This is a genomic window from Alkalitalea saponilacus (assembly GCF_900168165.1).
GTDB lineage: Bacteria > Bacteroidota > Bacteroidia > Bacteroidales > Marinilabiliaceae > Natronoflexus > Natronoflexus saponilacus.
Genome location: NZ_FUYV01000002.1, coordinates 149,003 through 171,271, shown reverse-complemented (window position 1 = coordinate 171,271; position 22,269 = coordinate 149,003). Strand labels below are relative to the sequence as shown.

The following is a 22,269-nucleotide window of genomic DNA, read 5'->3' as shown; positions in this document are numbered from 1 at the left end:
CCTGTTGAACGTTTGTAACCAATTAATAGTAAGTCGCGACAGGGTTGCCGGTTTTAAGAAATGGTTGGATCAATAGGTGCAAAAGGCTTACAATCCTGCTATTTTCTTTATTTCATTCAGTTGGTTCAGCGCATCCATTGGTGTCAGGTTATTGATGTCGAGACTGGCTATTCTGTCCCTGATTTGTTTCAGCACGGGGTCGTCCAACTGAAAAAAACTCAGTTGAAAACCTTCTCTTTGTTTCGCCAATTCGCCAACGGGTTTGGATAGTTGTCCTTTTCGGTGGGTGTCTTCCAGTTCTTTCAGAATATCGTCGGCACGTTTTACAACACTTTTGGGCATGCCGGCCATGCGTGCCACATGAATTCCAAAACTGTGATTGCTGCCACCCGGAACCAGCTTTCTTAAAAAGATGACTTTATTATCGACCTCTTTCACTGAAACGTTGTAATTTTTACAACGTTTATAAGTATTGGCCATCTCATTGAGTTCGTGATAGTGCGTTGCAAACAGGGTTTTGGCAAGTGCTCTTTTGTTCTCATGGATGTATTCAACAATGCTCCAGGCAATGGAAATCCCATCATAAGTACTGGTTCCACGTCCAAGTTCATCAAACAACACCAGACTGCGGTCGGATATGTTATTGAGAATGCTGGCGGCTTCGTTCATCTCAACCATAAAGGTGGACTCTCCCTGTGAGATGTTGTCCGATGCACCAACCCGGGTGAAAATCTTATCAACTACACCAATTTGAGCTGTTTCTGCGGGCACAAAGCTTCCGGTTTGTGCCATCAGTACTATGAGTGCCGTTTGTCTTAAAAGCGCAGATTTACCTGCCATGTTTGGGCCGGTAATTATGATGATTTGCTGTTTTTCGTTATTCAGGCATACATCGTTGGGGATATATGCTTCTCCGGGTGGTAGTTGCTTCTCAATCACCGGATGCCGACCGGCCGAAATTTTAATTTCATCGCTGTCGTTAATATCCGGGCGAATATATTTGTTTTCGGCAGCCAAAACCGAGAATCCGATAAGACAATCCAGCCGGGCCAGCAAAGTGGCATTCACCTGAATGGCAGGAATAAATTCCCCAGCAGCCGATACGAGTTGAGCATACAGCTGTGTTTCCAAAGCAAGTATTTTCTCCTCTGCTCCCAGTATTTTCGACTCATACTCCTTTAGCTCCTCTGTGATGTAACGTTCTGCATTTACCAGGGTTTGTTTTCGAATCCAGTTTTCCGGCACCTTGTCCTTATGGGTATTCCTAACCTCTATATAATAACCAAAAACGTTGTTAAATGCAATCTTCAGACTGGGAATTCCGGTGAGTTCACTTTCTCTTTTCTGGAGATTGTTTAAATAATCTTTTCCGGAGTAGGCAATGCTTCGCAGTTCATCCAGCTCTTCAGAAACACCTTCGGCTATCACTCCGCCTTTGTTGATTTGAGACGGAGGGTCGCTTGAAACTTCTTTATGTATGCGCTCAAATAGCGATCTGCACGGGTTGAGTTGTTCTCCAATGTGTTGAAGGACTTCATTTTCCGATTGCTGACAAAGCTCTTTGGCAGGTGCAACGTTTCCCAAAGCGTTTTTAAGTTGCACCATTTCTCGCGGAGTCAATCTTCCGGCAGCCACTTTTGAAACCAGCCGCTCCAAATCTCCAATGGGGCGAAGGTGATTTTCTAAGTTGCTGCGCAATTCCGGTTCACGAAAGAAGTATTCCACCACCGCCTGTCGGTCTTTGATGGGTTGCACATCTTTAAGAGGAAGAGCCACCCACCGTTTCAACATGCGGCTCCCCATTGGGGTAATGGTTTTATCTATGATGTCAATCAGAGCCTTCCCGCCTTCGTTCACCGGCTGGAACAGTTCCAGATTGCGAATGGTGAATTTGTCCAGCCACACATAACGTTCTTCTTCTATGCGTGATAATGATGTGATGTGGGATATCTGGTGATGTTGCGTCAAGTCAAGATAATGAAGGATGGCTCCTGCGGCAATGGTTCCGTATTTCAGGTTGTGAACACCAAATCCTTTAAGGGATTTGGTTTCAAAATGCTTCAACAGGCGGTCATCGGCCGCATCAGCTGTAAAAACCCAGTCCTCCAGAGGATATACATAATTTTTAGAACCAAATATTTCGGTGAATTGAGCTTTTTTGGCCTTTTCGTAAAGAACTTCCTTTGGTTTAAACCCTGAAAGAAGCTTCTCCACATGTTCGTGAGTGCCCTCGGCGGTTAAAAATTCGCCGGTGGATAAATCCAAGAATGCAATCCCTCCATATTTTGAATCGAGATGAACAGCTGCCAGAAAGTTGTTTTCCCTGTGCTCCAGAATATTATCGTTGATGGCCACACCCGGTGTTACCAATTCGGTAACACCTCTTTTTACAATGGTTTTGGTCATTTTGGGGTCTTCCAACTGGTCGCAAACAGCTACCCGCTGACCGGCACGCACCAGTTTTGGCAGGTAGGTGTCCAGAGCATGGTGAGGAAACCCGGCCAATTCAACATACTGGGCAGCGCCGTTGGCTCTTCGCGTAAGAGTTATCCCTAAAATTTCCGAAACTTTTATGGCATCATCAGAAAAGGTCTCATAAAAATCGCCCACTCTAAACAGCAAAATGGCATCGGGATATTTATCCTTTATTCCATAATATTGTTTCATTAGAGGTGTTTGAACTGCCTTCTCTTTTGCCATTATTCCTGTTTTTGATGTAAAAAGCTTGTTGTAAAATGTTGCAATCTTTTTTTGCAACACACAAAGATAAGTGCAAATGAATAAAATGAAACATCCATGTTAAGAAAATTAGGCACACAGGCAGATGATTATTCATGGATGCTCCATATGGTAAATTAAAATCAAATTATACACACATGAAAGTTTTCAAAAAGAATATGATGGGATATTCAGTTACCGATTCTTTTAATTCAAAAAAGTTTGAAAAATCGGTTTCTGTTTGTACTTTTATGAAACGGGCTTAATTTGTAAAATACAAGCACGGATGAACCTGTCTCATTCGAGTTCTGTCTGGCCATGTTGTTAAGTAATTTTATTCATGTTAAAACCATAAAAACAAAGCACTTATGAATGATTTGATTAAATACGCCGGTATCATATTAATAGTATTAGGAGCAATACTTTTAAGCGTATATGTAATTCAGCACATGGTAAGTAATGCCGTTTTGGTGTCAGGTGGATTTTTGATTGTAGGAGGAACAGCAGTATACGTCATTCTTAACCGCATATTTGACTAAGTAAAATATTTAAGATCCCTCCCTGCAGGTTGCTGTCAAATCGATAAAGCTAATCCCTTCTCTTTTGATGGCACCTGCTTTTTTATGCCATATTTAGATAAAACTCTCTGGTGAGAGCAATGTATTCATCTGAATATTTGTGGCGACCATATTTCTCTATAATGATTTCTTCTTTGAAGTTTTCTGATGTTTTTTGGAGTCCCCATATTCCCATTATTCTAACAGCTGCTTTACTTGGGGTTGGGAAGATTCTGATATTTTGGTTTTCGTAGAAACCAAAATTTTCAGCTTGTCTTGAGAATAATTGGTATTCAGCTACCGGTAATATCAATGCAAGTTTTCCATTCGATGTCAGCAAATTCTTTCCATCAATTAATAGGTCTTCGTGGGGCAGGAGATGGCTGTGCCTGGCTGCGGATTTTGCTTTGTCCGGTGCATGAAGGGAATTATTGAAAAATGGCGGATTGGTTGCGATGAGGTCAAATTTTGCTGGATGGTTTTTGCTGAACTTTTGCAGTGATTCATGAATCACTGTTATTCTATCGTGCCAGGGACTCTCCGAGATGTTTCCCATTGCCTGTATAAATGCATTTTCATCAATGTCGATGGCTGTAATGCGGGCGTTTAGGTTTCTTTGCGCAAGCATGAGAGCTATCAATCCAGTGCCGGTGCCAATATCCAGAATGTTGCGGCTGTTTTCAACCGGAACCCAGGCGCCAAGAAGTACGCCATCGGTACCAACTTTCATGGCGGTTTTATCCTGTTTTACCGAGAATTGTTTGAAATGAAACATCGGTTTTTGCTATTTTTCGTAAACACCTGAGCCAAAAAGAGCATAGTCGTAGAAGACCGGATCGTGTGGGCGAATATTTTTTAGCATTTGAGTTAATTCTTCAACCGCTTTCCAGTCGTTCTGTTTGCGTTGTAAAATACCAAGATTTCTTGCCACCCGGGCAACATGAACATCCAGCGGGATCATGAGGTGTGCCGGATCTATTTTCTTCCAAATTCCAAAGTCAACGCCTTGATCAGGCCTTACCATCCATCTCAGAAACATGTTGAGCCGTTTCGCTGCTGATGCTTTTTCCACGTTTGCCAAATGTTTTCCGGTACGCGGCATAGGACTGAAAGAGGTAAAGAATTGACGAAATGAAACCAATGCATCAAATATGCATTGGTTGGTTTTGTAGCCTTTTAAAAACAGTTCTTCCAATCCTCCATGATGCCTGTAAATATTTCTAAGAGTACTTAGAAAATAGATGCAATCAACATGATTAAATGTTCGGTAAACAAAAGAGTTGAATTTCTGAAACTCTTGATGCCCGGCATTTTTCAAAAAGTCATGCGGGTTGTTCTCCATCAACTCCATTAATAGTGAGGATTTTTGAAGAATCATTTTTCTCTGCCCCCAGGTAATGGTGGCAGTCAGAAAAGCACTGATTTCGATGTCTTCTTTTCTTGAAAAACGATGAGGGATGGATATGGGATCATCCTTAATGAACCAGGGAGCATGATAGAATGCTGCTTTGGTGTTCAGGAATTCAATTGTTTGTTGTGCGATGTTATTCAATGAACCCATCTTTCATATGAATAGTACGGTCTGATTTCTCGGCTAAATGTTCATCATGGGTAACAATGATGAAGGTTTGCTTAAATTGTTGGCGGAGGTTTATGAAAAGATCCATCAGCTCATCCTGATTTTTGGAGTCCAGGTTTCCCGATGGTTCGTCGGCGAAAATTACCGCCGGATCGTTGATTAATGCTCTGGCAACGGCTACTCGCTGTTTTTCACCACCGCTGAGCTGTCCCGGTTTATGCTCCAGACGTTGTTCCAATCCCAGGAATGAGAGAAGTTCCTGGGCTTTTTTTTCTGCTTCTTTTTGGGGTATTCCGCCGATGAGAGCGGGAAGCATGCAGTTCTCGGCTGCTGTAAATTCTGGTAACAACTGATGAAATTGAAAAACAAAACCAATGTTCTGATTCCTAAACCGGGCAAGTTGCTTTTCACCCAGTTTATGAACTGCTGTGTTGTTTATGAATACCTCTCCTTGTGTAGGATTGTCGAGAGAACTTAAAATTTGAAGCAATGTTGTTTTTCCTGCTCCGCTGGCGCCTAGAATGGCAACAATTTCCGCCGGGGCAATTGATATATCAATGCCCTTAAGTACTTCCAGATCTCCAAAAGATTTTCTGATGCCTTTGCCTTCAACCATATAATAAAAATCGTTAGATTTTTTGATGTGAAAATGAATCAAGTGCTTTTCCAAACACGTTGTTTAGCGTTTGGGAGTTGTGTTTTAACCGAAAAGCGGCTCTATTCTTATCAAAACAAAATGTAAATATAGTATATATAAACCAGAAACAATAAAACCCCTTTCCAGCGGTTAATGATTCCGTTTTTTAATGGAATCATAAAGATGAGGAGCATAACCGATAGAAGTATGGTCCATAACAGATCAATTCTTAGCATGGTAATGTTGGCAATTCCAAGAGGTTTAACCACCGCGGTAGCTCCCAATACGGCCCATATGTTAAAGATGTTGGAGCCAATGATGTTTCCAACGGATATGTCGTTCTCTTTTTTTGCGATGGCTGCTAAAGAGGTGGCCAGTTCCGGCACGCTGGTTCCAAATGCTACAATAGAGATGCCTATGACTCTGTCACTGACGCCCCATGTTCTTGCAAGTTCTGTGGCTCCTTTTACAAGCCATTCAGCTCCAAAATAGAGTCCGACAAATGATCCCAGTACAATGATGATAGAAGTAGGGAGTTTAATTTCCGGTGTAGGGTAGGTTAGGGCTTCTTTTCGGCTTTTTCGTCTGGATTGCCATACCGACCAACTCAGATATAGCATGAGCGCTGTAAGAAAAGCAAAGCCCTCCCAAAAACCAATGACTCCGTTTGTTGAAAAGAGAATCAGCATGAGGGTTGCAATGATCATGATGACCCAGTCGAACCAGATGCCCTTTGAGTTTATGACGATGGGCATAACCATGGCAACCAGCCCAAGTACCAGCCCAATATTGGCAATGTTTGATCCCACAATGTTCCCGATGGCAATATCAGGTACGCCGCTGAATGCCGCTTTTACGCTGACAAACAGCTCTGGTGCTGATGTCCCAAATGCTACAACGGTAAGTCCTATAACCAGAGAGCTGATTTTGAAATGGGCAGAAAGCTGCGTGCTGCCTTTTACCAGCCAATTGCCACTATAGAAGAGGAGAGTGAACCCCAAAATAAGCCAAATGTATGCCATTGTGTAGTGTTAAATATACAACCGGCTTTATAACCTGTTTTATTAATTAATTGTCGAAATAGATTGGTTGTGAAACGAAGTTCGGTGTATGTCAATAATACAGATTAAATAGCAGTTAATTAATTATGAGCAACAATTACTCCTTTTCAGGTTTTTCTTCTTCATTTTCGGAATCCGTATTCTTCACTTCCATTTGATCTTCTATTTCCAAATCGTTACTATTTGCAGTAATTTCATTGTTTTTAAGAGACTCCTCGCTCTCCTTTTCTTCATCTTCGTAGGATTGCTCAGGTTTATCCAGCCCGTATATATCTTTTACAGCAGAATCGTCATGAGTTCCGTAGTCGTCCCTGTAGACATCATCTGCCAGGTCGCGTATCTCTTTGCTGTTCTGACGCATATTTTCCTCTATTTCGTCGAGTTCTTCCTTAATTTCAGTCGTACTTTCCTCAAACTCTTTTTTGATATCGTCAGCAGCCCTCCTGAATTCATTCATTCCCTTGCCTAGTGAGCGAGCCAGGTCAGGTATCTTTTTAGACCCGAATAACATCAGTACAACCAGAAAGAGAAGCACAACTTCTCCCATTGATATGCCAAAAAGGAAAATAGTCATATTTGTAATTATTTACTGCAAAGATATAAAAAAAGGACTGCTCGTGGCAGTCCTTTTTAGTTTTGAGTAAAAGTTTATTGAACTTTAAACTTATACTTTTTTTGCTTCAGCTTTCTCTTTTTGTTTAATGAAGTTGTATGCAATTGGGGAGGCCACGAATATTGATGAATAGGTACCTACCAATACTCCGACTATCAGAGCAAATACAAAACCTCTTATGACTTCACTTCCAAATACAAAAATTACCAGCAATACCACAAGCGTTGTCATAGATGTATTTATGGTTCTGCTGATGGTTGAGTTAATCGCCAGGTTAAACACTTCCCTTAAATTGCGTTTTGGATATAATAATCGGTACTCTCGGATACGGTCAAATACAACCACGGTATCGTTGATGGAGTAACCGATTACAGTCAGTATGGCTGCAATAAAGGCCTGGTCAATTTCCAAAGCAAAAGGAGCAATGGTATAGAACAGGGAGAATATTCCAAGAACAAACATCACATCATGAATAACTGCGGCCAATGCCCCTACTCCTAACTGCCATGTACGGAAACGCAACAGGATGTAGAGGAATATGACAATAAGAGAAAACACAACGGCATAGGCAGCTCTGCTTTTAATGTCGGCAGCAATTGTTGGACCAACTTTTTGGGAACTCATCACATAGTCGCTCATAAAAGTGTCCTGTGTAGTGCCTGACGGCAAAAATGGCTGAACACCTGCAAAAAGTCTATCCTCTACTCGAGAGTCAGCAACTTCATCGGTTTCGAATACCAGATAGTTGGTTGCAATTCTAACCTGATTTGCGGTTCCAAAAGTTTTTACTTCGGTATTGGCGCCTTCAAAAGCTTCGGAGACAGAAGAAAATACTTCAACAGAATTTACATTATCAGCGAAACGCACAAGATAAGTACGTCCTCCGGTAAAGTCAATTCCCTGCTGTAATCCTCGTACCGAAAGAGAACCAATTGCTATCAGGAAGAATGCTCCAGATAGAATGAATGCTATTTTACGTTTTTCAAGGAATGCAATTTTTGCGTTCTTGAAAAGGTTTGATGTAAACTTGCTTCCAAACTTGATGTCAACTTTGCTGTCGAGCAACCATTCGTAAACCAGTCTTGTAATAAACACAGCTGAGAAGAATGAGGTGGCAATACCAATCATCAGGGTTGTTGCAAAACCTTTAACCGGTCCGGTTCCAAACATAAACAGAATTAAACCAGTCAGGAATGTTGTTACGTTGGCATCAATGATGGCTGAGAATGCATTTTTATAACCATCAGAGATGGCAAGTCTCAGTCCTTTACCGGCTTTTAGTTCTTCACGTATTCGTTCGTATATCAGAACGTTTGCATCCACCGACATACCAATCGTAAGAACGATACCTGCAATACCGGGTAAGGTCAGTACGGCATTAAATGCCGCTAAAACTCCCATTACGAAGAACATGTTTGAAACCAAAGCAATGTCAGCTACAACACCAGCTTTAAATCCGTAGTATATCATCATGTAAATGAGCACAACAATAAATGCCCAAATGAATGATTTTAATCCTGCGCTAACTGCTTCTGCACCCAAAGATGGTCCAACTACGTGGTCTTCTACAATGTGAGCCGGAGCCGGAAGCGATCCTGATCTGAGGATGTTTGCAAGGTCTTTTGCCTCTTCCGGACTGAAGTTTCCGGTAATGGAACTTTGTCCTCCTCTGATTTCATTTTGAACTGTGGGGAAACTATAAACATATCCGTCTAGAACAATGGCGATGGATTTGCCAATGTTTGCATTTGTTAATCGAGCCCATGTTCTGGCACCTTCGCTATTCATTGACATGGCAACCTCAAATGCCCCTGTTTGGGTCACACGGTCACTGGCGTTAGTAATGACGTCTCCTTCAAGAGGAGCTCTTCCATCCATGGTGTTGGCACGAATGGCCACCAGTTGGAAAAATTGTTCACGAGTATCACCAGCGTTGGGAACCCAGAACTGAAGGTCATTTCTTGGAATCGGTTTAACAGTCCACAATAATCTTAAGTCGCGAGGTAGTGCTGAACGAACTTCTTCTAATTGCAGCCATTCATCTATTTGAGCCATGTGACGTGAAGCGGCCACACCTACTACAGGACCCGAAGCTCTTCCAACAGGTTGCAATATGGTGAACAGTGTTCTTAAATCCTGATCTGTGGTGTCAATATCCTCCAGATCAAGATCTCTTAACAGCGAAGTTTCATCGTCTGCATCATCTAATTGGTCTGCAATCACATCAACATCATCAGTTGTTTCGGTCTCAACCGCACTATCCATGCGTTGAGCCATAACACGACGGGTGATGATTTCGTTGGCTTGTATCAGGTATGGCTGAATGGTCTGATTATCGAAAGTTTCCCAGAACTCAAGGTTGGCAGTTCCACGCAAGAGGTTGCGAACCCTCTCAGGCTCGGTAACACCAGGTAGCTCAATCAAAACACGACCCGGGCTTTGTGGAAGGCGTTGTACGTTTGGCTGAACAACACCAAAACGGTCAATACGTGTGCGCAAGATGTTAAAGGCATTGCTGATGGCAGCTTCTGACTCTCTTCTTAAGACTCTGATAACCTCGTCATTTGAGGAGTCATACCTTACACGATCTCTTAATTCCACGGTGTTGAAGATAGCAGCCAGACTGGCATCTGGTGCCACTTCTTCAAAAGCTTCCCCAAACAAGGTGATGAAATCACGGGTTGAAGTCATCTCTCTTTCTCTTGCCAATTGCAGAGCGCTTCTGAAATTGTCGTCCTGATTGTAGTTTGACAATGCATCTACGATGTCGGCAACCTGAACTTCAAGTATCAGGTTCATTCCTCCTCTCAGGTCAAGACCAAAGTTGATTTCTCTGGCTTTGGTTTCCAGATATGTGTATTGTCTCAGGCCAAAAAGGAAGTTGTAAACAACTTCGTGTGCCATTGAGTCCAGAAATTGAACTTCATAACCACGGAGGGTTTCCTGATCGGCATCTGGGCCGGCCATTCTAATGGCAAATTCAGTAGCATCCCTTTCAACCTTGCGGGCATGGTACGTGAAAATTAGCTGGTATAAACTCACCAATGCCAATAAAATGGCAAAAAGTCTTATTGCTCCTTTGTTCTGCATTTGATTTCCCTTTTATCTTTTCAATTACTTTACTTCTTTTATTATGATATGCTTAATACATGTAAATGTTCTGTGCTGTTTGACTTTAATGCATATGTTTTAAATGGTTTTTAAGTCATATTTATCGACTTCACCTTTTTTATGAGGTTCTTATAATCGCGCAAATATATTCATTTTTTTTCTAAAACCCATTGTTATCTTTTGAATTGATTTTTGTTTTCGGAACAGTTTTTAACCTATATCAAAACTTACTATGCGATAAACCAATTCAGATTCAAAGTCGGCAGTCGGTTTAGTTTGTTTTCAAAATAGGAACTCTATGCTGGGAAATGTGATTTCCCCAGCTACTTAAATGTTTTATTAATTTCCCGTTTTCCGGCTACATAAGTTATTAGTATGTATGTAGAAGCGATAAGAACAACCGGTATCAGAAAGTAACACCAGGAAGGATTAAAGGATTTATAAAAACCGGAAAGCCATATGTTTGACGTATGGATGCTTAAAGGGATTGAAACGAGTAAACTGAGTGCTACAAATATGCCAAACGATGAAAAAGTTTCCATCATTATCCGTTTATATGGGGCGGTGAATATGGTTTTTAGTCGTATATTTTTGTGATGGTAGTATAGCAGGAAAGCAGCAAAACCAATTTGACTCATTACTGACAAAAGATAAGCCAGCAGGGAGAACATAAATGCGATACCTGCAAATCGTTTTTCTTCTGAATAGAAATTATCAATCACTTTTTGTAATGTATGATGTTGCATGGTGCTACCTTCAAATTTTGTCTCCCATACAGCGTTGAGCTTTTTTATTGATTCCTCTTTGGGATATGCGGTTGAGAGTCGAGCAATAATATGACCCGGAGACTGGTTTCTGTGGTTTTGAATAAAAACCATAGGACGTGCAGGGTTCTTCATGTTTTCGAAGTATATATCATGAACAACACCAATGATGTTGTATACATAAGTTTCATCATCGGTTCTTCCTCCAACAAGTTCTATTTGATGATTGCTTTCGGGGCAGAATTGAATCATTCGTGCGGCTGATTCATTGATGATGATTTTTGTAACATCGCTGGTGTCAGAGGCCTCATATAGCCGACCAAGGGCAGTTGTTGCTCCAATTGCTTTAAAAAATCCGTCATCAACATAGTTTGTAGCCATCAACATGACCCTTTCTTCTTCATCGGTACTTCTAAAAGAGATGATGTTACCATCCTCTCCCGGACTGAAATGTGCAATTCCAGCCTGCTGAACTATACCGGTACGTATTATTTCCTTTTTAAAATCACGAAGTTCCTGTGGTGTTGATACACCTCTTTCTATTACAATTGTGTTTTTAGTGCTGAATCCATGGTCTGCGTTTTTTAGAAAACTGAGTTGTCCATACATTACAAGAGTCAGAGAGATCAGTAATATTGACAATGCTACCTGTGCTGTTACAAGAAATCCGCGCACCAAGATCCCGGCTTTTTTTATTTTACTTGATCCTTTGATGATGGAGATTGGGTTTAAGCCGCTATAAAATAGTGCCGGATAGCTTCCGGCCATCATACCTGTAAAAAGTGTGATGATTATAAGCCAGAGCAAATCAGGCCGCTGAATAAAGCCTCTGGTGCTCATGTTTATGTTGAAAAGGGTGTTGAAGGCGGGGAGGAATAATTCAACCAAAACCAAAGCTAAAAAGAGTGCCATGAATGAGTATACAATGGCTTCAGTTAGAAATTGAATAATAATATCCTTCCGACGGGCAAAAAACACCTTGCGCACAGCAACTTCCTTAAACCTTCTGGATGAACGGGCAGTAGTAAGGTTCATGAAATTGATGGCCGTAACAATGAGGATAAAAAAGGCTATAGCGGTAAAGGCTTTAATATAAATCGGATTTGAACCGTCCTTCAGTTCATTATTAACATCCGAATAGAGGTTTATATCATGAATGGCGATGGATCCGAAATTTAACTGAACGCTTCCTGATCCCGGCGGCTCACTTCCAAAAGCTTCTTCTATCTGGATGTTCACTTTTTTCATGGCCTGATTCGCCAGCCTTGCGAAAACCTCCTCGTTGGTAAATCCATCTTCCAGAAGGTAATATGAATAACTGTTAAGGTAGAGCCAATTTCTGTCCATCGTTCTTTGTTGACTCAATGTGTCTTGGCTTATGGTTCTTTCAACCGCAGCCCAGTTTCCTAATATATCAAAGCGTAGATGGGAATTGACAGGGATGTCTTCTACGACCGCTTTTATGGTATAATCAATTTCGTTATCTAGTTTAAGTCTTTCACCTATTGGGTTTCGATAGCCAAACAATCGTTGCGAAGCTGAAACAGTAATGATTGCAGCATTTGCATCGTTCCTGAAATCCTCTTTGCTCCCCATTAAAAATGGCAGATCAAAAACCTCGAAAAAATTGGAGTCTGCATAGAAAAAATTGGACTCAAGCGATCTGAAATGCTTACTTTCGATTACCCTACTCAGCCCGGGCATTAGTCTGGTAGCGCTTCTAACTCCTTCTGTCCTTTTGGATTCCAAAGCAAGAGGGATGGGGCTTAAAGCACTGTAGATGGTGTCTTCTCCAATTTTGCCGTAACTGTTTAGCCGGTATATGCTTTCGGAATGGGGGATGAATCTGTCGTAGTTTGACTCGAAATAGACATAGATAAGAACCAGCAGCCCCATTGCTATACCAAGCGAAAGCCCCAGAAGTGTGAGGAGCGAAAGCCCGCGGTGTAGCAATATATTCCTGAAAAGGGTTTTTATGAAGTTACTGATTTGCATAATGTCTTTTCCTATATCTCTTTTTGTATGGCTTCGGTTACAATATGGCCATCAAAAAGTCTGATGATGCGACTAGCTCTTTGTGCTTCGGATATTGAATTGGTAAAAAATATTACTGTGGTTCCTGCTTCGTTGACTGAAGAAATAAGTTCAAAGATCATTCCTCCACCTGTTGAGTCCAGGCTTCCTGCGGGCTCATCAGCCAGTATGAGCTTGGGGTTGTATACTGTTGCCCTGGCTAAACCGACGGTTTGTTGCTGAAGTCTGGTTAGTTCTTCAGGGTAATTATTTCGCTTATGATCTAGTTTAAATTTGTAAAGTATCTCACTTACCATCTTTTGACGATCTTTTCGGGAATATGGCATGTAAAGCAATGGTAGTTCAATGTTATTATATACTGATAGTTCGTCAACCAAATTGAAATCCTTAAACATGTAACCAATGTTACCACGTCTTAAGCTGATTCGTTTATTTTGGCTTAATCTGCTACACTCTTTACCCATGAAAAAAACTTCACCACTATCGGGTGTGTCGAGAAGTCCCAATATATTGAATAGTGAAGATTTCCCACTCCCCGCCGGGCCGGCCACAGCAACAAACTCCCCTTCATCAATGTCAATATTGACATTGATCAGCGCCATAGTTTCCACTTCTCTGGACTTGTATAGTTTTTTCAGGTTTCTTGTATAAATCATTTCTCAGAGTGTTCGTTTTTGTACACTAGATGTCCGTTATCGCACGATTTTTTGTGCGAATTGAGTTGTGGGTTAAAAATCAGGGTGTCGTAATATGTTGTGGGTCAGGCTTAATAAGGTGGTGTTTTACAGATTATTAATATTATATTAAAATCTGCTTTAGTTAAAACAGAAACCGTGCCACCTGTCTTATGAACTTGTTAATCTTATTGTTGAGGGTTGGGAACCTTAAACTGTTTAAAGTTTGGCTTATATAATTGTTCGATTTCGTACGTTCTGATTTCAAAGATGAACATTTTTTTGTAGTTTTGAGAATCATCAGATTTATTTTAAAGCGAAATCTCTATGACCTCAAAAAAAGGGAAAATCCTTGCAGTGGACGATAATGCAGATATATTATTTGCGTTAAAGATGTTGCTAAAGCCTCATTGTGAATTGATTCAAACAGAAACAAATCCCGAGAGGATTCCCCAGCATATGGCTGAAGACGATTATGATGTCATTTTACTTGATATGAATTTCAACAAGGATGCCATCAGTGGTCATGAAGGATTTTCCTGGTTAAAACGTATTCTGGAAATCGACCCAGGAGCAGTGGTGTTGTTTATTACTGCATACGGAGATGTAGAGAAATCCGTTAAGGCCATAAAATCGGGAGCCACCGATTTTATTATCAAACCATGGCAAAATGAAAAGTTACTCGGAACCATATGGTCGGCCATAAAGTTAAGAGAATCTCGTAAGGAAGTAAGCAGTCTGAGAGAACGTCAGAAGGAGATCAATACCATAATGGATCAGCCTTTTGCTGATTTTATTGGTGTATCACCAGGTATGCAACAGGTTTTTAATACCATTAAAAAGGTTGCTGGTACCGATGCCAATGTGCTGATTTTGGGAGAGAATGGTACGGGTAAAGAGCTGGTGGCCCGGGCTCTTCACCGGCAATCGAAACGTGCTGACGAACCTTTTATTAGTGTGGATTTGGGTGCGTTGAGCGACACCTTATTTGAAAGTGAACTTTTTGGACATGTAAAAGGTGCTTTTACTGATGCCAAAACTGATAGACCGGGAAGGTTCGAATTGGCATCAGGCGGGACAATTTTTCTTGATGAAATTGGGAACCTCTCTCTACCGTTGCAGGCCAAACTGTTGACTGTTCTTGAACGCAGAGAGGTCACCCGAGTGGGAGCCAACAAGCCAATTCCAATAAATATACGGTTGATTTGTGCCACCAACATGGGAATTAAACAGATGGCTGTTGAAGGTGGTTTCAGACAGGATCTTTTATACAGAATTAATACGGTGGAAGTTGACTTACCTCCACTCAGAGAAAGGCATGAAGACATCCCTCTTTTGGCTGATCATTTCATTAAAATTTATAATAAGAAATACAACAGAAAAATATCCCGACCAAGCCAGCAAGTTTTGCGAAAACTGACAGATTATCCGTGGCCCGGGAATGTGAGGGAATTTCAACATGTGATTGAACGTACCATCATCATGAGTGAATCGGATACTCTTACTGTTGATGATTTTCAGTTAAGTCATCATTCCGGAACAAAAGATGGAGTTGAGTTGGAAAATTATAATCTGGATGAGGTTGAAAAGATGATTATAGAGAAGGTTTTGAAAAATAACCGGGGCAACATTTCCAAAGCAGCTTCTGATCTGGGATTAACCCGAACTTCTCTTTACCGAAGAATGGAAAAACATGGGCTTTAATCGTTTCAGGCTGATTCTTGGTGTCAGAATCTTCCTTTTATCGGTATCACTTTTTGGAGTTATGTATCTGTTTTTAAATACACAACTAACCATTACTGTGGTAATGGTTGCTTTGTTGGTTATTATTCAGATAGTCTCTCTTTTTATTTTTGTAGATAAAACCAACCGTTTGCTTAATAGTTTTCTGCAGTCAATCCGTTATTCTGATTTTACCAGAACTTTTCAGGTCGAAAATAATGACTCATCGTTGGATCAGTTAAAAAAAACCTTTAATGAGGTTATTTCAGATTTCCAATCTGTAAGAGCCGAAAAGGAGGAGAGTTACCATTATTTACAAACGGTCATTCAGCATATCGGAATTGCACTGATTGCTTTTCAGAAGGATGGTTCTGTGGAATTGATAAACAATGCGACCAAAAAGCTGTTTCAGGTTCGAAACCTGAGAAATATACAGGCACTTCGTGATTTTAGTCCCGATTTGGTTCAAAACCTGCTAACCATTAAACATGGAGAAAACATTCTTGTTAAAATACGGGAAAAGGATGACATTCTGCAATTGTCGATTTATGGGACAGAGTTTAAAATTCACAACCGCAACATCATTCTGGTATCCATAAAAAATATTCAGCACGAGTTGGAAGAGAAAGAGATGGATTCATGGCAGAAACTGATAAGGGTTTTGACTCATGAAATCATGAATTCAATCACACCCATCTCATCACTCTCTTCTACCGTTCATCTTATGATGAACGATATCATTGAAACCATTGACAGTAAAAATGAATGCACCGAGGAGGTTGAAAATCTTCGTGAGATTCAAAGCGCATTGGCTACCATCCATAAGCGAACTGAGGGTCTTATTCATTTTGTAAATACCTATCGCAATTTAACCAAGATTCCGAATCCGTCTTTCTCAATTTTCCCGGTAGAGCAGTTATTGAAAAATGTTTATGAACTGCACCGTCAGGAATTAGCAGAGAAAGAAGTTGTATGTAATGTTTCAGTTGTGCCTCCTTCTCTTGAATTGTCGGCAGATGAAAAATTAATTGAGCAGGTTTTGATTAATTTAATGACCAACTCTATACAGGCCTTAACAGGGAAGCCGGAAGGTTGTATTGAGTTAAAAGCTTTTCTAAACAAACGCGGAAGAATTACCATTCAGGTGATTGATAATGGTCCCGGAATTTTGCCTGAGGTGCTTGATAAAATCTTTATCCCGTTTTTTTCAACCAAAACCAATGGTTCGGGTATCGGTTTGAGTTTGTCACGACAGATTTTACGTCTGCATTCAGGCAGTATTAATGCATTTTCCGTTCCAGATACTGAAACCAATTTTACATTAACGTTTTAGATTGACAGACCTTTATTCGGGAGAACTGTTTAGCCGATTAAACATTACGGCTAAATGAGCGTAAAGCGAGGTGTTTTGTACTACGATATGTTCGGGCACCGCAATTCTAACAGGTGTAAAATTCCAAATGGCCTGAATACCGTTTTCAACCATCATTTGAGCTGCTTCCTGCGCATTTTGAGCGGGAACCGTAAGTATTCCAATTCGCACTCCATGATCTTTTCGTTGAATAAATTCATCGATGTGATGAATGTGAACGCCACCAATTTCTTTTCCCGTTACATTGGGATCCACATCAAATGCTGTGGATATTTTTAGGCCGTACTGAACCAGTCCGTGGTCGTGGAGCAATGCTGTACCAAGGCTTCCTGCGCCAAAAAGATAGGCTTCATCCATTTCTCTGAATCCCAGAAAATCCTCCAGCGCATCAATAAGGGGTTCAACTTCATAACCAACGCGGGTTTTACCGGTTATTCCTGTGTATGAGAGGTCTTTTGTTACCTGCGTTGGATCAACACCATTATCACGCGCAATTAATGTAGAGGAAACATACTGGCTGCCTTTTCTGTGCTCAAGTTTTAAGTAAGCCAGATAACAGGGCATTCTGCGAAGTGCCGGTTCGGGCACAGCGTAGTTCTTCTTTTTAATACTGCCTGTTTCCATTACAGTTTGAATTTAGGTGTCGCAAATACAAAATTAAGGAAGATTTTCAATTCAGAAACTTTTATATTATTAGACTGTGTCTAAATTAAAATTGTATAATATCTGTTAGATGTAAAAAAAAAGACCACCTTTGGTGGTCTTTTTTTTGTGGGCACTAACGGATTCGAACCGCTGACCCTCTGGGTGTAAACCAGATGCTCTGAACCAACTGAGCTAAGTGCCCGATAATTTATTGGGATGTGGGCGCTAACGGATTCGAACCGCTGACCCTCTGGGTGTAAACCAGATGCTCTGAACCAACTGAGCTAAGCGCCCCAATAATGTTTTGCCAAAAGCGATGCAAATATAGAAGAGTTTTACTCAACAGCCAAACATTTTTTACAATTAAACCACCTCTGCCACAATAAAAGTGCTTCCGCCAATGAAAATCAGATCGTTATCGGAAGCGTTTTTTTTAGCTTCATTCAGTGCTTTTTGTACGCTATCATAACAATTCCCCAACAAACCATGTTTTAAAGCTTTTTCTTGCAGCTGTTCTGCAGGCAAACTCCTCGGAATTTCTGCCCGGGTAAAATAATATGAGGCATTTTTTGGGAGCATTTTCAGAATGCCATCCACATCTTTATCGTTAACCATGCCAATTACCATGTGTAAATGGTTGTGAGGCGTATCTACAATCTGCTGCAATATTTGTGAAATCCCATCGGCATTGTGACCGGTGTCACAAATTGTAAGTGGGCTGGTGCTTAGCGTTTGCCATCGTCCCATTAACGCGGTGTTCGAGATGGTTTTTTCAATTCCTCGTTTTATCTCTTCTGAGTTCAGTGAGTAGCCGTTTAATTTCATAGCATGAATGGCAGCAGCAACAGTTCGTAAATTTTCCAGTTGATAATGACCTGTTAAAGGAAGTTTGATGTCCGACAGCAATTTTTGGCCTTGAAAAGTGATGTCAGTTAGCAGGTAGTTTGTTTCTCTTGATTTAAGGATGGCTTCAAAAAGATCTTCTGAATAAATAGTTGTTGTGTTTTTTTCTTCGGCTGTTTTGCAAAAAACAGCCGTTGTTTCAGTTTGCTTTCTTCCAATAACCACCGGAACACCTTCTTTAATGATCCCTGCCTTTTCTTTTGCAATAGAAGGAATATCGTTTCCTAAAAACTGCATGTGATCCATCCCAATATTGGTAATAACCGAACATTGGGGAGTAATGATGTTGGTTGAATCAAGCCGTCCTCCCATGCCTGTCTCAATTATGGCCATTTCCACTTTCTCAATAGCAAAATATTGAAATGCCATTGCCACCGTCATTTCAAAAAAAGATGGAGATATCTCTTCAATGATTTGTTTGTTTTTGATAACGAATTGAGTGACCATCTCTTCAGAAATCATCTCTCCGTTTATCCTGATTCTTTCTCTGAAGTCCTTTAAATGAGGGGATGTATACAAGCCGGTTTTATAACCGGCTTCCTGAAAAACAGACGCCAACATGTGCGAAACCGACCCTTTACCATTGGTTCCGGCTATATGAATGCTCTTAAATTTTTTATGCGGATGATTAAACCATCGATCTAGGCGGTGGGTGTTGTCCAGATTGTTTTTGTAGGCAACAGCTCCACTTCTTTGAAACATTGGAAGTTGATCAAATAAAAATTGTATGGCTTCAGAATAATTCATGATATTTTATGATTATAGCAATGCAAAAGTGCGAAATAACCATGGATTTTGATATATTTATGATATCTGAAATATAAAAATCGAATTTATGGCTGCTAGGAAAAAACAATCATCGAAAATATTTATACTCGATACAAACGTGTTGCTTCACGATCATAAATGCCTTTATAATTTTGAGGACAATGATGTGATTCTTCCAATCGTGGTTTTGGAAGAGTTGGATAAATTCAAAAAGGGAAATGATCAAATCAATTTTCAGGCACGGGAATTTGTGAGAATCATGGATAAGTTGTCGGGAGAGAAGTTGTTCAGCGATGGGGTCTCCTTAGGTGTTGATAAAGGACGATTGTTTATTGCCACCGGCAAGCCTTTTCCTCAAATTCTGGAGGAATCATTTTCGGATAGAACACCTGATCATCGCATCTTAGCCATTGCTTTACATGTAGCAGAAAAGTTTAAAACCCGCAGTGTGATCTTAATTTCCAAGGACATTAATCTGCGAATGAAGGCCAAATCCCTCGGCCTTAAAGCCGAGGATTACGAAACCGATAAAGTAAAGAACATCGAAATACTGCACAAAGGTGTTGAGACCCATGAGAATTTTGATGCATCCATCATTGATCAGTTATATCAAAAAGGAACCGTTCCCCGGGAGTCTTTTCCCATGGATGAGGAGGCTACCCCGGCAAATCAATATTTTGTTCTTCGAAACAGCAGCCAAAGTGTTTTGGCCTGGTATGATCCATTCAGCAATTCAGTTAGAAGGGTAGAAAAGCATGGTGCTTATGGCATTGAACCCAGAAATGCTGAACAGGCTTTTTCGCTCAATGCTTTGCTGAATCCTGAAATTCGGCTGGTTTCACTAACCGGGAAAGCCGGGACAGGGAAAACACTTCTGGCATTGGCCGCTGCGTTGCAGCAACATAAAATGTATAAACAGATTCTTCTTGCTCGTCCAATTGTTCCGCTGTCCAATCGTGATCTGGGGTTCCTTCCGGGTGATGTCAATGAAAAAATTGGACCATATATGCTGCCGCTTTTTGATAATTTGGCAGTGATAAAAAACCGGTTCAGCGGACAAAGCCGCGAACTTGCGGCCATTGAAGAGATGCAAAAGAGGGAGGAGTTGATTATTACGCCACTGGCTTACATCAGGGGACGGAGTTTGTCGGATGTGTATTTTATTGTGGATGAAGCACAGAACCTTACTCCGCATGAGGTTAAAACCATCATTACACGAGCAGGAGAAGGAACAAAAATGATATTTACGGGTGATATACATCAGATTGACTCTCCATATTTGGATATGCAATCCAATGGTCTTGCTTATCTTACAGATAAAATGAAAGGACAGGATCTTTTTGCCCATGTTAATTTGATTAAAGGAGAGAGAAGTTATCTTGCAGAATTGGCATCAGATTTATTGTAATGGATTATCAAGGGATTTGCATGCAGGTGGTTGATTTGGCTCGTCAAACCGGCAGCTATTTAAAAGAGGCAAGAGCCCGCTCGGCGCCTGATATGGAACGTAAAGGGAAAAATGATTTTGTAACCCGATTCGATAAAGAGGCTGAAGTACGAATTGTAAATGCTTTGTCGGAAATATTACCTGATTCAGGCTTTATTGCTGAGGAAGGAACCGGGAAAGGCTCTTCGGGCAGATTTAATTGGGTCATTGATCCCATTGATGGAACAACCAATTTTATTCACGGATTATCCCCTTTTAGTGTAAGTATTGCGCTTATGGAGGGAGAGGCATTGGTGATAGGTGTTGTTTATGAGCCTGGTCTGGATGAATGTTTTTATGCCTGGAAAAATGGTTCTGCCATGCTTAATGGGCAGGTCATTTCTGTTTCAAAAACAGAAATGGTTTCAGATGCTCTTGTGGCAACTGGGTTTCCATACACCAATTTTTCCCGAATGGATAATTACATGGATTCATTGCGATACCTGATGAGCAATTGCAGAGGCGTAAGACGCATGGGGTCGGCTGCCGTTGATCTGGTATATGTTGCTTGTGGTCGGTTTGACGCATTTTATGAATATGACCTTAAGCCATGGGATGTGGCAGCGGGTTCATTTATTCTTGATAGAGCCGGTGGGAAAGTTTCTGACTTTTCTGGTGGGAATGACTATCTTTATGGCCGTGAAATTATAGCCACCAACAAATTTATTTTTGAAGAGTTTTCAAAGGTTGTTTCGGGCTATTTAATCTGAGTTGAAGATGTTAAACTACATAGGATTTTATCTCTCTTATCCGTTTTTATGGCTGGCAGGGAATATGCCATTTTGGATTTTATACAGGTTTTCTGATTTCTTTTACATAGTTGTTTTATTGGTTGGTTATCGGAAAAAGGTGATTGAGACCAATCTCAGAAATTCATTCCCCGAGAAAAGCAACGACGAAATCCGGAAAATCAGGTACGCTTTTTACCGACATTTCTGCGATATTTTTGTTGAAACAATTGCTATGCAGAAATCAAATATTTCCAGAATCCGGAGGAGGGTGAGGGTGGTAAATCCTGAAGATGTTAATGCTGTTCTTGATAAAGGACAGGATGTGATAGCGGTAACTGGCCATTACGGCAACTGGGAGTGGGTTCCTTCAGTCTCCGACAGACTAAACGCTTTAGGCGTTTCAGTATATCGCCCGCTAAAAAATCCCATGATGGATAAGTATATGCTGATGCTGCGTAGCCGTTTCGGATCTGTTAATATTCCGAAGAAAAACACCAGCAGGGAGATAGTGCGATATAAAAGAAGTAATCAACGTTTTATTTTGGGGCTAATCTCTGATCAAAGCCCCGGAAAAAGAGAGTTGCAATATTGGGCTCGTTTTTTAAATCAAAACACACCAGTAATACTTGGACCTGAAAAATTGGCTAAGTTGACCAATTCTCAACTCTTTTTCTGGCAGATGGAGAAAGAGAAAAGAGGACACTATAAAATCACTTTTATTCCATACAAGGGGAATGTGAAGGATTCAGCTGATTATGATATTACCGAATGGCATCTGAGGTTACTGGAAAGGCTGATAGTATCCAAACCTGAATATTGGCTTTGGTCACATAAGCGTTGGAAATATCAACATCTGTTTCCCGGAAAGGAATAACCATTGCCAGAAAATGATAA

Annotated in this window: 17 protein-coding genes and 2 tRNA genes; 6 read left to right on the top strand and 13 right to left on the bottom strand. The window is 40.7% G+C overall.

Annotation, left to right across the window (positions count from 1 at the left end; translation table 11 throughout):
* Positions 1-87: 87 nt before the first annotated feature.
* Positions 88-2,700 carry a DNA mismatch repair protein MutS gene (gene mutS, locus B5X70_RS02750; RefSeq protein ID WP_079556353.1) on the bottom strand — a complete coding sequence of 871 codons (2,613 nt, stop codon included), beginning with the start codon at positions 2,698-2,700 and terminating at the stop codon, positions 88-90.
* A 386-nt stretch (positions 2,701-3,086) separates the two neighbouring features.
* Between mutS and B5X70_RS18005 the strand changes: the two genes are divergently transcribed.
* Positions 3,087-3,257 carry a hypothetical protein gene (locus B5X70_RS18005; protein WP_157666501.1) on the top strand — a complete coding sequence of 57 codons (171 nt, stop codon included), beginning with the start codon at positions 3,087-3,089 and terminating at the stop codon, positions 3,255-3,257.
* An 82-nt stretch (positions 3,258-3,339) separates the two neighbouring features.
* Here B5X70_RS18005 and B5X70_RS02745 read toward each other — a convergent pair whose 3' ends face one another.
* From B5X70_RS02745 to B5X70_RS02710, 8 genes are all read right to left on the bottom strand, one after another.
* Positions 3,340-4,050, bottom strand: coding sequence for a tRNA1(Val) (adenine(37)-N6)-methyltransferase (locus B5X70_RS02745; RefSeq protein ID WP_079556351.1), 711 nt, complete (start codon positions 4,048-4,050; stop codon positions 3,340-3,342).
* 9 nt (positions 4,051-4,059) lie between these two features.
* Entirely contained in the window at positions 4,060-4,836 is a 777-nt protein-coding gene (locus B5X70_RS02740) for a TIGR02757 family protein (protein ID WP_079556350.1), read from the bottom strand.
* Positions 4,820-5,524 (bottom strand): ABC transporter ATP-binding protein, encoded by a 705-nt coding sequence (locus B5X70_RS02735; RefSeq protein WP_232468290.1) that lies wholly within the window; start codon positions 5,522-5,524, stop codon positions 4,820-4,822. The genes B5X70_RS02740 and B5X70_RS02735 overlap by 17 nt, the downstream gene beginning before the upstream one ends.
* 56 nt (positions 5,525-5,580) lie before the next feature.
* Positions 5,581-6,513: a calcium/sodium antiporter gene (locus tag B5X70_RS02730; protein ID WP_079556347.1), complete on the bottom strand. Its 933-nt coding sequence runs from the start codon at positions 6,511-6,513 to the stop codon at positions 5,581-5,583.
* A 136-nt stretch (positions 6,514-6,649) separates the two neighbouring features.
* Complete coding sequence (locus B5X70_RS02725; protein WP_079556345.1) at positions 6,650-7,126, bottom strand: twin-arginine translocase TatA/TatE family subunit; 477 nt, start codon at positions 7,124-7,126, stop codon at positions 6,650-6,652.
* Positions 7,127-7,216: 90 nt separating this feature from the next.
* Positions 7,217-10,255: a protein translocase subunit SecDF gene (gene secDF, locus B5X70_RS02720; protein WP_079556344.1), complete on the bottom strand. Its 3,039-nt coding sequence runs from the start codon at positions 10,253-10,255 to the stop codon at positions 7,217-7,219.
* Between the two features lie 344 nt (positions 10,256-10,599).
* On the bottom strand, positions 10,600-13,035 hold the full coding sequence (locus B5X70_RS02715) for an ABC transporter permease (RefSeq protein ID WP_079556342.1): 2,436 nt from the start codon (positions 13,033-13,035) through the stop codon (positions 10,600-10,602).
* Positions 13,036-13,046: 11 nt separating this feature from the next.
* The gene (locus tag B5X70_RS02710) at positions 13,047-13,730 is read right to left on the bottom strand and encodes an ABC transporter ATP-binding protein (protein ID WP_079556340.1); all 684 of its coding nucleotides are present in this window, start codon (positions 13,728-13,730) and stop codon (positions 13,047-13,049) included.
* Between the two features lie 345 nt (positions 13,731-14,075).
* Here B5X70_RS02710 and B5X70_RS02705 point away from each other — a divergent pair, with 345 nt between their 5' ends.
* Both B5X70_RS02705 and B5X70_RS02700 read left to right on the top strand, forming a co-directional pair.
* The gene (locus tag B5X70_RS02705; RefSeq protein ID WP_079556338.1) at positions 14,076-15,452 is read left to right on the top strand and encodes a sigma-54-dependent transcriptional regulator; all 1,377 of its coding nucleotides are present in this window, start codon (positions 14,076-14,078) and stop codon (positions 15,450-15,452) included.
* Positions 15,442-16,803: a sensor histidine kinase gene (locus tag B5X70_RS02700; protein WP_079556337.1), complete on the top strand. Its 1,362-nt coding sequence runs from the start codon at positions 15,442-15,444 to the stop codon at positions 16,801-16,803. The genes B5X70_RS02705 and B5X70_RS02700 overlap by 11 nt, the downstream gene beginning before the upstream one ends.
* 12 nt (positions 16,804-16,815) lie before the next feature.
* Here the strand turns inward: B5X70_RS02700 and B5X70_RS02695 are convergent, their stop codons facing one another.
* From B5X70_RS02695 to B5X70_RS02680, 4 genes are all read right to left on the bottom strand, one after another.
* Positions 16,816-17,466 (bottom strand): redox-sensing transcriptional repressor Rex, encoded by a 651-nt coding sequence (locus B5X70_RS02695; protein ID WP_079556335.1) that lies wholly within the window; start codon positions 17,464-17,466, stop codon positions 16,816-16,818.
* A 148-nt stretch (positions 17,467-17,614) separates the two neighbouring features.
* A tRNA-Val gene (locus B5X70_RS02690) sits at positions 17,615-17,689 on the bottom strand.
* Between the two features lie 17 nt (positions 17,690-17,706).
* Positions 17,707-17,781 (bottom strand) — tRNA-Val (locus tag B5X70_RS02685).
* Positions 17,782-17,850: 69 nt separating this feature from the next.
* On the bottom strand, positions 17,851-19,137 hold the full coding sequence (locus tag B5X70_RS02680) for a bifunctional folylpolyglutamate synthase/dihydrofolate synthase (protein WP_079556334.1): 1,287 nt from the start codon (positions 19,135-19,137) through the stop codon (positions 17,851-17,853).
* Between the two features lie 88 nt (positions 19,138-19,225).
* On the opposite strand from B5X70_RS02680, the gene B5X70_RS02675 reads away from it, so the two are divergent.
* Genes B5X70_RS02675 through B5X70_RS02665 form a run of 3 tightly spaced genes read left to right on the top strand, consistent with a single transcriptional unit; the run spans position 19,226 to position 22,249 of the window.
* Entirely contained in the window at positions 19,226-20,566 is a 1,341-nt protein-coding gene (locus B5X70_RS02675; RefSeq protein WP_079556333.1) for a PhoH family protein, read from the top strand.
* Complete coding sequence (locus B5X70_RS02670; RefSeq protein ID WP_079556331.1) at positions 20,566-21,354, top strand: inositol monophosphatase family protein; 789 nt, start codon at positions 20,566-20,568, stop codon at positions 21,352-21,354. Before B5X70_RS02675 ends, B5X70_RS02670 begins: the two co-directional genes overlap by 1 nt.
* A 7-nt stretch (positions 21,355-21,361) precedes the next feature.
* Positions 21,362-22,249 carry a lysophospholipid acyltransferase family protein gene (locus B5X70_RS02665; protein ID WP_079556330.1) on the top strand — a complete coding sequence of 296 codons (888 nt, stop codon included), beginning with the start codon at positions 21,362-21,364 and terminating at the stop codon, positions 22,247-22,249.
* Positions 22,250-22,269: the final 20 nt, after the last annotated feature.